This window comes from Caballeronia sp. INML2 (assembly GCF_023631365.1).
In the GTDB taxonomy this organism is placed as follows: Bacteria; Pseudomonadota; Gammaproteobacteria; order Burkholderiales; family Burkholderiaceae; genus Caballeronia; species Caballeronia turbans.
Window position 1 is genome coordinate 130,621 of record NZ_JALQDH010000061.1, and the last position, 11,292, is coordinate 141,912.

General features: G+C 63.1%; 11 protein-coding genes. 6 read left to right on the forward strand and 5 right to left on the reverse strand.

Going from position 1 to position 11,292, the window contains the following annotated elements; genetic code table 11:
• Positions 1-92: 92 nt before the first annotated feature.
• The 5 genes from NCT32_RS22400 (at position 93) to dld (ending at position 5,370) form a co-directional block, all read left to right on the forward strand.
• The gene (locus NCT32_RS22400; protein ID WP_250490541.1) at positions 93-548 is read left to right on the forward strand and encodes a hypothetical protein; all 456 of its coding nucleotides are present in this window, start codon (positions 93-95) and stop codon (positions 546-548) included.
• A 28-nt stretch (positions 549-576) separates the two neighbouring features.
• The gene (locus NCT32_RS22405; RefSeq protein WP_250490542.1) at positions 577-1,107 is read left to right on the forward strand and encodes a hypothetical protein; all 531 of its coding nucleotides are present in this window, start codon (positions 577-579) and stop codon (positions 1,105-1,107) included.
• A 219-nt stretch (positions 1,108-1,326) separates the two neighbouring features.
• Positions 1,327-2,094, forward strand: coding sequence for a transcriptional regulator GlcC (gene glcC / locus NCT32_RS22410; protein ID WP_250490543.1), 768 nt, complete (start codon positions 1,327-1,329; stop codon positions 2,092-2,094).
• Positions 2,095-2,300: 206 nt separating this feature from the next.
• Positions 2,301-3,626, forward strand: a complete 1,326-nt coding sequence (locus NCT32_RS22415; RefSeq protein WP_250490544.1) for an MFS transporter — start codon at positions 2,301-2,303, stop codon at positions 3,624-3,626.
• 7 nt (positions 3,627-3,633) lie between these two features.
• Positions 3,634-5,370 carry a D-lactate dehydrogenase gene (gene dld / locus NCT32_RS22420; RefSeq protein ID WP_250490545.1) on the forward strand — a complete coding sequence of 579 codons (1,737 nt, stop codon included), beginning with the start codon at positions 3,634-3,636 and terminating at the stop codon, positions 5,368-5,370.
• A gap of 9 nt (positions 5,371-5,379) precedes the next feature.
• Here the strand turns inward: dld and NCT32_RS22425 are convergent, their stop codons facing one another.
• From NCT32_RS22425 to NCT32_RS22435, 3 genes are read right to left on the reverse strand one after another with little or no spacing between them, the layout of a single operon-like run.
• Positions 5,380-6,273 (reverse strand): tyrosine-protein phosphatase, encoded by an 894-nt coding sequence (locus tag NCT32_RS22425; RefSeq protein WP_250490546.1) that lies wholly within the window; start codon positions 6,271-6,273, stop codon positions 5,380-5,382.
• Entirely contained in the window at positions 6,270-7,577 is a 1,308-nt protein-coding gene (locus NCT32_RS22430; protein ID WP_061118925.1) for an ATP-binding protein, read from the reverse strand. The genes NCT32_RS22425 and NCT32_RS22430 overlap by 4 nt, the downstream gene beginning before the upstream one ends.
• Before the next feature lie 5 nt (positions 7,578-7,582).
• Positions 7,583-8,311, reverse strand: a complete 729-nt coding sequence (locus NCT32_RS22435) for a response regulator (RefSeq protein ID WP_061118924.1) — start codon at positions 8,309-8,311, stop codon at positions 7,583-7,585.
• A 241-nt stretch (positions 8,312-8,552) separates the two neighbouring features.
• Here NCT32_RS22435 and NCT32_RS22440 point away from each other — a divergent pair, with 241 nt between their 5' ends.
• The gene (locus tag NCT32_RS22440) at positions 8,553-9,302 is read left to right on the forward strand and encodes a response regulator (protein WP_250490547.1); all 750 of its coding nucleotides are present in this window, start codon (positions 8,553-8,555) and stop codon (positions 9,300-9,302) included.
• 558 nt (positions 9,303-9,860) lie between these two features.
• Here the strand turns inward: NCT32_RS22440 and NCT32_RS37640 are convergent.
• Both NCT32_RS37640 and NCT32_RS22445 read right to left on the reverse strand, forming a co-directional pair.
• A complete protein-coding gene (locus tag NCT32_RS37640; protein ID WP_409241539.1) occupies positions 9,861-10,142 on the reverse strand; it encodes a TNT domain-containing protein in 282 nt (93 codons plus the stop codon).
• 168 nt (positions 10,143-10,310) lie between these two features.
• On the reverse strand, positions 10,311-11,292 hold a 982-nt coding region (locus tag NCT32_RS22445; protein ID WP_409241540.1), incomplete at its 5' end, for an RHS repeat domain-containing protein.

The following is an 11,292-nucleotide window of genomic DNA, read 5'->3' on the forward strand; positions in this document are numbered from 1 at the left end:
CATATCGAATCGCGGTGCATCGCGGGAAGATCTCGATGCGTGATGTCCGCTCTCGACATGACGCCCTCCTTCCTTCGACACTACGCCAGGTCATGCAAGCTCAACCTACAATCCGCCTCCGCCTTTTCTCCGTGCGCCGCGCGCTCGTTGCCGTAGCGCTTTTTGCGCCCGTGCTGTCCGCATCCGCCGAAGATCTCCCCGACGTCTGTTCCGCGCTGAAGACCATCGTCGATGCACCCTCGTTCGATACGCTCGCCAAGGGTCGCGCGCTGATGCCGCCCGCTTCGCCGGGCCAGGGAGCATGCCGCGGCAGCGCGCACGTCTATGATTGCCGCTGGCGAGCGCATTGCGGCCCGGACGGCGTCCTTGCCGACCCGCTGCAGGAGTTGGGCGCGGACATTGCCGCCTGCTTTCCCGACGTCCGTCACGACGTGAACACGTCCACACGCCAGCACTTCGCGCTGCGCGACGTGAACGGCAAGCGTGTGACCACGATGACCGCGACGATCGAAACGCCGAACACGATGCGCCTGCGCATCGTCCGCTGAGTTCCTGAACGCGGATGACGGCAAGCGCATGTTCAGAACGCTCGCTTCTCGCGCGCTCCTTGCTGTCGTCGCAGGTGCGCTCTCCGGCTGCACATGGACGTTGATCACGGCCGCCGATGCGGCTGGCTCGCTGGTGCAGGCGGGCTTCACGGTTGCGTCGAACTATTCGTCGCCGACTTCGGTGACGGGCCCGCCCGCCGCGCTGCAATCTGTCTGCATCGAACTGAATCAGACCGTCGCGACCGGCGACTTCGTGCCGGTGCTGCAAGTCGCCTTGCGCCGGCGCGGCGTGGATTCGGCGGTCTACAACCCCGGCACGTCACCGCCCGGTTGCGAGGCGATGCTCGTCTATGGCGCGACGACCAGTTGGGACCGGCACGCGTTCAGCAGCGAGCCGGTGTCGTATCTGTCTGCCATCGATCTGACACTCGTGCGGCAAGGGCAGATTCTCGTGACCGCGCGTTACGACACCAATGGTCTGAACATCGATCGTTTCGCGAGCGCGCGGCAGAAGCTGGATGCGCTGGTGGACCGCATGGTGGTCTCCCGCACACAGTAAGGCGCGCTTTCCTTACGGCATCTTTCCGATGCGATTTCGCGCATCGAAGCAATGCTAATCTGCCCACGCTGTAGTTATTGACCGATCCCTCTTGCGGCTCGCCATTGTTTTGCGGCGAGCCGTTTTTTTTGATCTGTTCGTACCGAACGGCCGAGCCTTCACACCGACGTCGACAATGCTAGGATTCTCCTGCAAGTGGTCGGACCAGTGAGGGGTGCCATGCTCGAAGACAACCAGGAAGATGCATTACAGATCGCGGATGCCGTCGCCGGACGCATCGAAGGACTGATCGTCGACGGCGTGCTCAAGCCGGGCCAGGCGCTGCCTTCCGAGCGACGGCTCACGGCGAAACTCGGCGTGTCACGATCGGCGGTGCGAGAGGGGCTCAGGGTGCTGCGCACGCGCGGCATCATCGAAACGTCGCACGGACGCGGATCGTTCGTCGCCGCGCTGACCACGCAACCCGCACTCACGCCGATGATGCATCTGCTCGGCTCGCAGCCGCGCACCCTCTACGACATCTTCGAAGTGCGCGAAATGCTCGAGGCCGAATCGGCGCGTCTGGCGACGCTGCGCGGCACGCAGGCGGATTTCGCGCTCATCACCCGCCGATACGAAGAGATGCTCGCCGCGAACGAAAGCGAGGTGGGCGAATCGACCCGCGCGCGGCTCGACTATAACTTCCATCTCTCGATCTGCGAGGCGTCGCACAATCCGGTGCTCGTACACACGCTGAGCTCGCTCACGGATCTGCTGCTCAGCTCGGTCTTCGCTTCGGTCAATAACCTCTATCCTCGCGAGGCGCAAAAGCGCGTCATCGACAAACAGCACGCACGCCTCTACAAGGCCGTTCTCGGCAAACAGCCGGAGCAGGCGCGCAAGGCCGCCAGCACGCATATCTCCACGACGACCGCCTGCATGCGGGAAATCGAGGCGGAAGAGCAGCGTCTGGTGCGCGCGACCTTGCGGCTCAAAGGCTGGGCGTAATCTCGTACCGCCCGTCGGGCGTACAAACGTGCGGAAACCCGGGCGGCCGCACCGCCATTGATTCAAGCACGAAGCACATCTGGCACGGGAAAAATAAGTGGTAGGACCAGTGGCTCGACGTCTCGACAGTCTCTTGCTGGCACGGAACAATGCGCTCCAGCAAAGCCAGTAGCGGCACGAAGCCGCACGTTCAGGAGACTTTCACGATGCACCCAGACAGCCCGACAGCCACCGCCCAGTTCGAAAACGCGACGTACGCGAAAGTGACCTTGCGTCTGCTGCCCTTTCTTTTCATCTGCTACGTCGCGGCCTATCTGGATCGCGTCAACGTCGGATTCGCGAAGCTGCAGATGCTCAACGACCTGAAGTTCAGCGAATCCGTGTACGGGCTGGGCGCAGGCATTTTCTTCATCGGCTACTTCCTGTTCGAGGTGCCGAGCAATATCCTCCTGCATCGCGTGGGTGCGCGCGTGTGGATCAGCCGCATCATGGTGACGTGGGCGCTGGTGTCGGCGGCGTCGCTCTTCGTGAAGACGCCCGCGATGTTCTACACGCTGCGCTTTCTGCTCGGCGTCGCCGAGGCCGGGTTCTTTCCGGGCATCGTGCTGTATCTGACGTACTGGTATCCGGGTACGCGACGCGGCCGCATGAACGCGCTCTTCATGATCGGCATTCCGGTGGCGGGTGTGGTCGGCGGGCCGCTTTCGGGCTGGATCATGCAGGCGTTCAATGGCGTCCACGGCTTGTCGAACTGGCAATGGCTCTTTCTGCTCGAAGCGCTGCCGTCGCTCGTGCTCGGCATCCTGACGTTATTCTTGCTGCCGAACGGCATCCGCGCTGCGTCCTGGCTCGGCGAGCAGGAAAAGCAGCTTCTGGAAGCCAACATCGCACGCGATGATTCCGCCGGCGCGGATCATTCGCTCAAGCGCGTCGTGTCGAACGGCCGCGTGTGGCGGCTCGCCGCGATCTACTTCTGCTGCATGATGGGCCTCTATGGCGTGAGCTTCTATCTGCCGACGCTCATCAAGACGGCGGGCGTGAAGGACGCACTCGACGTCGGCCTGTTCACCGCGATTCCCTATGCGGTCGCGATCGTGTCGATGATGCTCGTCGCGCGCTCTTCCGACCGCCGCAACGAACGCCGCTGGCATCTCGCGCTCGCGGGCATCGCGGCCGCAGCGGGCTTTTACGCGAGCACGCTCCATACGGGCAACCTCGCGCTCGCGCTTGTCACGCTGTCGCTCGGCACGGCCGGCGTATTGTCGATGATGCCGGTTTTCTGGACCTATCCGAGCAGCGTGCTGACCGGCACCGCCGCGGCAGCCGGCATTGCGATGATCAATTCGATCGGCAACCTCGCCGGCTTCGTGAGCCCGTCGATCATCGGCTGGATGAAGGATGTCACGCACAGCACGAACGCCGGTCTCGTCGTCGTTGCGGGAGCGCTCGTCGTCGGCGCGGTGCTGACGCTCACGCAGCGCGCAACGGCGGGGGCGCCGCAAGAGTCGTCTTCGGAACCGCGCCGCGCGTGAGGCCATCATGTCCGATACCGCCCTCTCCGCCCTTTCGTTCGGCGCGTCGCGTGCGAGCTTGCTCGCATCGCTCGGCGATGTCGTCGGCACGCACAACGTGCTCACAGGCGACGATGAAACGCGCCGCTATCGCACCGGCTACCGCTTCGGCAGCGGCCGCGTTCTGGCGGTGGTGCGGCCCGGCACGCTCGTCGAGCAATGGCGCGTGCTCGCCGCATGCGTCGCCGCGCGCGCAATCGTCATCACGCAGGCGTCGAACACGGGTCTGACGGGCGGTTCGACACCCGATGGCGACGACTACGATCGCGACGTCGTCATTGTCAGCACGACGCGCATCAAACGCGTGCATCTGATCGAGGGCGGAAAGCAGGTGGTGTGTATCGGCGGCACGACGCTCGATCAACTCGAACGGGCGCTCAAGCCCCTCGGACGCGAGCCGCATTCGGTGATCGGCTCGTCGTGCATCGGCGCATCGGTGCTCGGCGGTATCAGCAACAATTCGGGCGGCTCGCTCGTGCATCGCGGGCCGGCTTATACGGAGATGGCGCTGTTCGCCGCCGTCGATGCATCGGGCGTGCTGCGCCTCGTGAATCATCTGGGCATCGAACTCGGCAGCACGCCCGATGAGATTCTGTCGCGCATCGAAAACGGGACATTCACCGATGCCGATGTTCGTGATGGCGCGGCCGCTTCGGATCACGATTACGCGACGCACGTCCGCGATATCGACGCACCCACGCCCGCGCGCTTCAATGCGGACCCGCGCCGCCTGTTCGAAGCATCCGGTTCGGCAGGCAAGGTGATGACGTTCGCGGTGCGTCTCGACACGTTCGCCGCGGAGCCAGGCGCGAAGGTGTTCTACATCGGCACGAACGATACGAACGTGCTGACCGACATTCGACGGCATGCGCTCGCGAACTTCACGCATTTGCCGATTGCGGGCGAGTATCTGCATCGCGATGCGTTCGACATCGCGAAGAGATACGGCAAGGATCTCTTCGTCATCATCGACAGGTTCGGCACGGATCGATTGCCCCTCTTCTTCAATCTGAAGACGCGATGCGATGCGTGGTTCGAGCGCCTCGCTGTCCTGCCGAAGCATATGAGCGATCGCATGCTGCAGTGGGTGAGCGAGCGTCTGCCCGACCATCTGCCGGCGCGGCTCAACGCGTATCGCGCACAGTACGAGCATCATCTGATGCTGAAGGTGCCGGCAGCGGGCATCGAGGAAGCACGCGCGTTCCTGGCCCAGCGTTTCGCGAACGGCGGCGGCGCGTATTTCGAATGCACCGACGAAGAGGGCCGCAAAGCCTTTCTGCATCGCTTTGCGGCGGCAAGCGCGGCGGTGCGTTATCGCGCGGTGCATCACCGCGAGGTCGAGGATATCGTCGCGCTCGATATCGCGCTACGGCGCAACGACCGCGACTGGTACGAGCGCTTGCCGGAGAAGATCGAGCGCCCGATCATTCTGAAGCTGTATTACGGGCACTTTCTGTGTCATGTGTTCCATCAGGATTACATCGTCGCCAAGGGCAACGACTGCATGGCACTCGAGCACGAGATGCTCGCATTGCTCGATGAGCGTGGCGCCGAGTATCCCGCCGAGCACAACGTAGGGCATCTGTACGAGGCGAAGCCGCAGCTCGCCGCGTTCTACAAGCAACTCGATCCGTGCAATTGCTTCAATCCGGGCATCGGGAAAACGTCGAAATTTGCGGCGTATCGGGAGCATGCGCAAGCCTGAGCGTCCCGTCTACGCAATCAGCTTCGCCCGCAACATCGCCACATCCACACTATTCATTGACAAGCCCTGCGCGAGATAGCGGCCGAGCGTGCCGAATTCGCGATGCATTTCTTCGAACGCCGCTTCGAGCGTCGCGCTTTGCGCTTGATACAGCGGCGCGACCGTCTGCGTATCGGTGCCGAGTCGCGCCGCATGCGCCGTCATGCGTGCGTCGATCTGCGTCTGTGCCGCCGTGTTCGTCAGCAGATAGTCCTGGATGATCACGTCGAGCGGCACGCCCGCGATGGAGAGCAGAAGCGCCGCCGCCCAGCCGGTGCGGTCCTTGCCCGCCGTGCCGTGGATCACCTGCGGCCCCGACACGCGCGCGAGCCGCGTCAGGAGCAAGCCGAACTGCAAACGCGCGACCGGGTCCGTGACGAGCTGACGCTCACGCTCCACGATCCACGCGCTCGCGGCAGCGGCGTCGGCCGGACTCGCCGCGGCAACGTCGATCGGCGCGATCTCGTGCGTCTCGCGCACGGCGCCCGATGGCAGGTGATCCGGCGCGATCGAAGCTTCTCCTACGACGCGAAGATCATGCACCGCGCGCAGCGACAGGCGCGCGAGCGCAGCCGCGTCCGCATCGTCGGGCGTGAGCGCGCCCGAGCGATAGAACATGCCGCGCCGCAAGCGTGCGCCATCGACGGTCGGATAGCCCTCGCCCATCCCGGCAATATCGCGGAAGTTTTCGATCGTGGACAGCTTCGGCGTGTCGGTCACGTTCTGGCCGTCGCTCGCGCCGCCGCACGCCGATAGCAGCGCGCCTGCGCCGAACGTGGTCGAAAGCAGCGCCGCACGCGCGCCGCGGCGAATGAAAGCACGGCGCGACAACGGCGTCGTGCACATGGACGAAACGAGCATCATGTTTCTTCGAAGGGAATGACGATGCGCACGATCAGCCCGCCGCCTTCGGCATTGCCGATCTCGCAGCGGCCGCGCTGCTCGCGCGCAAGACGTTCGACGATGGTGAGCCCGAGCCCGCAATGCCCGTTGCCGCTGCGCGCTGGGTCGAGCCGCACGAAGGGCCGCAGCACGTCGTCGAGACGCTCATCGGGAATGCCGGGTCCGTGGTCGCGCACTTCGATCAGCCAGTCGCCGCCCTGCCGCGCGGTGCGGATTTCGACAGGCGGCTCGCCATGCTCGAGCGCGTTGTCGACGAGATTGGTCATCAGGCGATCGATGAAGGTCCGCGGCAACCTGAATGTCTCGCCCGCTTCGAGCGACAGCGCGAACAAGGGTTCGTCGCCATCTTCGGGCGATGCGAACTGCTCCGCGATGAACGCATCGACACCGGTCTTCGCGCTCTCCGACGACGACCGGCCCGCGAATTCGAGGAACTGCTGCACGATGCGCGTCATCGAATCGATATCGCGCAGAAAATGCGCGCGCTCGCGTTCGTCTTTCGCGAGCACGGTCGCGCGCAACGACAGGCGCGTGAGCGGCGCCTTCAGATCGTGCGCGATGCCGGCGAGCATCACGGCGCGATCGTCGTCGGCGTCGGTGAGTTTCTTCATCATCTGATTGAACGCGCCGATCAGTTCGCGCAATTCGCGCGGCCCGTTTTCCTCTACGGGCACCGGCCGTTCGCCGCCACCGAAGCGGCGCGCCGCCTGCGCGACGCGTGCGAGCGGGCGTTGCAGTTGCCACGTCGCGATGAGCGAGAGCACGAGCGCACCGGCGAGCAGCACGACGCCCTCCGTGATGAACGGCGCGGGCGGCGGCAGATCGATCGGCGTGACGATCCACACGTTGCTCGACGGATAACGCACCCAGAGCCGCGACTTGTTATGGCCATCGATATCGACGGCGATCTGCGAGCCCGGCGGCAACCGCTCGGCGAGCTGGCGCGCGAGGTGCGCATGGCGCGTCTTCGCGGCGTCGCGCAGCGTGAGCGGCTCGGGCATGTTCCACACCGGCACGAGATGCACGCGCGTCTCGCGCATGAGCCGTCCGCCGAGCGCGACATCGTTATGCGCCGCTTCCAGCACGATGAGCAACGCGCGCGCGTAACCATCGGCTTCCTTGTGCGGCCCTTGCACGTGCAGAATCGCGAACCATCCGCCCTGAAGCGCGAGCAGCACGCAGATCGACACGATCGCCATGCGGCCGAACAGCGTGTCGATGAAACCGCGCGGCCTGCGCGCGGACTCCCAGAAACCCGGACGCATCGTGGTTAGGCCTCGGTCCAGCCGGATGCCGGAGCGTCCGTGTCGGGGACGAATACGTACCCCTGCCCGCGCACGGTCTGCACATGACGCGGATGCGATGGATCGTCTTCGATGAGGCGGCGCAAACGCCAGATCGGCACATCGAGGCCGCGATCGCGAAAAGGCAGATCGTCGCGATGCACTAGATCGTGAATCAGCACGCGCGACAGCACCTTGTACGGATGCTTGATGAACACCTTGAGTAGCGCGAATTCGCTATCGCGCAACGCGATGCGTTCGCCGCCGCTCGATAGCGAGCGCGTCACGAAGTCCACTTCGAAGCGCCCGAAGCGTTCGCGCGGCGCGGGCTCCGGACGGCTCGGCGCGCTCGCGCGCCGCCGCAGCACCGCCTCGATGCGCGCGAGCAGTTCGCGCGGATCGAAAGGCTTGGCGAGGTAGTCGTCCGCACCCGACTGCAGCCCCGCGATCTTTTGCGGCACGCTGTCGCAACCGGTCACGAAGATCACCGGAATGTCCTCGCCCGCCGCGCGCAGATCACGCAGCGCGCGCAGGCCGTCGATGTCCGGCATCATGATGTCGAGCACGACTATGGACGGACGTTCGAGTGTAAGCCGCCGCCGCAGGCCGCCGCCGTCGTGGAGGACGGAAACGTCGATGCCTTGCGCGTTGAAGAAGCGGCGCAGCAAATCGCGCACCGCGGGGTCGTCGTCGACGATAAGAACCGATGTAGACATCTCAAAATTTTATTCGGCCTTAATTCCTTATCGCGCTTCGTACGCCTGGCGCGACATTACGGATGTTTACGGAACGCATTGCGGACGCCAGAAACGTGTGAAGCACGCGCGTGCTATCTCGCGCGGACCCGCGTACGTGGGAGAGCCGCCGGCGCATCGTCGTTGAAACGCGCCGTAACGGAAAGAAATGGAAAGTTCGCGGCCATCGCGACGGCATCGGGCTTGCGCTTAGAATCCGCCCATGACACCCCATGTACTGATGGTCGACGACGACCCCGTTGTGCGCGATCACGTTCGCGACTATCTGCGGCAGCACGGCTTCGATGTCTCCGTCCTGAGCGATGGAACGGACCTGAAGCGCCGCGTGCAGGCCGAGCGTCCTTCGATGATCGTGCTCGACGTCATGATGCCCGGCAAGGACGGCATCAGCGCGCTGCGCGAGTTGCGCAACGCGCGCGACGATATCCCCGTGATGCTTCTGACGGCGCGCTCGGACGTGCTCGATCGCGTCATCGGGCTCGAGCTCGGCGCGGACGATTATCTCGGCAAGCCCTTCGATCCGCGCGAACTGCTCGCACGCATCCGCTCGATCCTGAGGCGTCGCGAGCCCGCGTCGCCGGTCGTGGCGAGCGCGCCGGAGATGCGGCCGGCCTATCGCTTCGGCCCGTTCGAAATGGACTTCGGCACGCGCGAACTGCGCCGCGATGGCGAGCGTATTGCGCTGCGCTCGGGCGAATTCGCGCTGCTCAAGACGCTCGTTAAAAACGCGATGGTCGTGCTCACGCGCGCTGAGTTGAATGAAAAGATGCGCGGAAACGGCACGCATCGCGATCGCAGTCTCGATGTCGCGATCTGGCGGTTGCGGCGGCTGCTCGAGATCGATCCGTCGGAGCCGCGTTATGTGCAGACGGTTTGGGGGCAGGGGTATATCTTCGTGCCGCATGGCGATCCGACTGCGGCTGGGCGGATTGCGGCGGGTGGTGGCGGTTAGGACGTTGATGAACGCGTGTCGGCGAATGAGCACCTCATTCGCCACGTCAAGCAAAGTTGAGCGTTGGACCGATGGGAATCGCGATTTAGTCTGTCCCGCTCGCTTCCCAAGCCCGCCGAATTCGCGCTGAGGCAGCGCGTCAAGGTCGTCGCGGATCGGCCTGCGATTCCCACTGAACAAGATAGAGCCAAAGGCCGCCGCGTCAGCGGCCCGACGCCGTTATTCTGCCTGCTCCAATAAAAGCTCTCTCCCGAAAACCTACGCTTGTCTTTAAGGCCCATTGGATTTTCTGCCGAGTGGATCATCAGCAATAGGGACGCTTTTCGCGTTCCCTTGAGTTATCGTCCTAACATGTGCTTCAGTCTTTCAAAGAATTCACTACAAGCTTCCGCTTCGTCGGAATACGACCGCTCTTCGGTGCGCTGACCGCGCTCGCTATAAAAAATCCTCCAAGTCTTTCCTTCATGAATCAAACAAAGCGATTCGTCCGATACTTCATCAATTGAATAACTGTCCTTAGGAAAGTCAGTTGATTCCAACACTCTAACTAGTTCGTGTTTATTCACAATTACTCTTTACCTCACGCAAGTGACCAGAATCGATGAGCTCCTGTACTGATCGTGGCAAAAGATATTGAATTCCCCCGCCGGGTTCACCAAACCATGCTGCAATCTTGCTCGCTTTAACTTCCTCTATAGGCTTGACTACCTCGTAGGTGTAATAGGGTTTCGTGACATCGGTTCCTTGCGGCAAGGCTCGTATCGGGTATGGCGTCCCTATCGGTGATGTATAACTACCGCCAGGATAGCCATAACGATCGATAAGCGTCCCCGGCTTCAAGGTGATAGTGCTAACGGGCCCTGATGCGCCGTCATTGGGCGGCCAATACGGAACAGTCTCATTAGTTAAGCCTGTAGGGTCGATCCACCCGAATGTATTTGGCGCAAACTGATGTGGATTAACGCCGCCGTGCAGGCCAATCGGATCTTGCGAGATGAAGTTGCCGGTCTAGGAGTCAAAGTACCTATACCGGTTGTACCTCAGTCCCGACTCATCGTCCGAGTATTGGCCTTGGAGGCGGATCGGCTGGTCGATTGTATGCGTCTGGATATGATCAACCGCGCCCGTTACACCATAGTGTGCCTCCCAAGCGATCTGCCCGTCGTCGGTGCGTAGTCTCACCGGTGCGCCGTTCGAGTCGTTCTGATAGTAGAACATTTCAGCACGCGGCGCACCTGCGGCCTCATCTATCGAGACGGCCTGCATCGCCAGCGGCTCGAAGCTCTTCAGGTGGTAAGCATAGAAGCGGCCCTCGTTCTTGGAGCGTACATGACGGATCTCGCCCGCCATCGCATCGCCGTCCCACAGAAAGCAGCGGGTCTGCACCTCGTCAGGCTGCGCGGTGTAAAGTCTTCCCAGCGCCTCCTTGCAGATACGCCTCCCCAGCGCGTCATAGCGATACGCCCACTGCTCGTTACGCGTGTTCTCGAACTGCACGAGCCGACCGAACGCATCCCACTTGAAACGCTGCACGCCCGACCGGTGATAATGCCGCTCGATGAGTTGTCCCGCCGCATCGAGCCACCATCGCGCGCCGCCGTCGTGCTCTATCTGCCGTCCATCCTTGTTCGCATACTGCCTGCTGAAACGATCGCCTTGCCTGTCATATACGAAGTGCCGCAACGTCTGCGCAGGGTCCGTATGCGCCACGATGCGCCCTAACGGATCATAGCGATAGCGGTCTGTGCCAAGCCGCGAGTCGTCGCGCTCGGTGAGATTGCCTAGCACGTCGTAACGGTAAGCAACCTGATCGACAGTCTGTGTGCCGTGCATCGTCGTGTGACGGCTGGGTCGCCCGGCGCGGTCGTACTCAAGAACGTGATCGAGTTCCGCCGAGAAGCCCACACGACTGGGCCGTCCCGCCATGTCACGCGTAAAGCGAATCGGCTCTTGCTCGTCGATCTTTAGCGTCTTCGCATGGCCCAGCACG

What these genes read in the sequence shown, in the direction of transcription:
- dld (WP_250490545.1), top strand. Translation starts at nt 3,634, where the DNA reads ATGTCCGATACCGCCCTCTCCGCCCTTTCGTTCGGCGCGTCGCGTGCG.
- NCT32_RS22440 (WP_250490547.1), top strand. Translation starts at nt 8,553, where the DNA reads ATGACACCCCATGTACTGATGGTCGACGACGACCCCGTTGTGCGCGAT.
- NCT32_RS22405 (WP_250490542.1), top strand. Translation starts at nt 577, where the DNA reads ATGTTCAGAACGCTCGCTTCTCGCGCGCTCCTTGCTGTCGTCGCAGGT.
- NCT32_RS22425 (WP_250490546.1), bottom strand. Translation starts at nt 6,273, where the DNA reads ATGATGCTCGTTTCGTCCATGTGCACGACGCCGTTGTCGCGCCGTGCT.
- NCT32_RS22400 (WP_250490541.1), top strand. Translation starts at nt 93, where the DNA reads ATGCAAGCTCAACCTACAATCCGCCTCCGCCTTTTCTCCGTGCGCCGC.
- glcC (WP_250490543.1), top strand. Translation starts at nt 1,327, where the DNA reads ATGCTCGAAGACAACCAGGAAGATGCATTACAGATCGCGGATGCCGTC.
- NCT32_RS22430 (WP_061118925.1), bottom strand. Translation starts at nt 7,577, where the DNA reads ATGCGTCCGGGTTTCTGGGAGTCCGCGCGCAGGCCGCGCGGTTTCATC.
- NCT32_RS22415 (WP_250490544.1), top strand. Translation starts at nt 2,301, where the DNA reads ATGCACCCAGACAGCCCGACAGCCACCGCCCAGTTCGAAAACGCGACG.
- NCT32_RS22435 (WP_061118924.1), bottom strand. Translation starts at nt 8,311, where the DNA reads ATGTCTACATCGGTTCTTATCGTCGACGACGACCCCGCGGTGCGCGAT.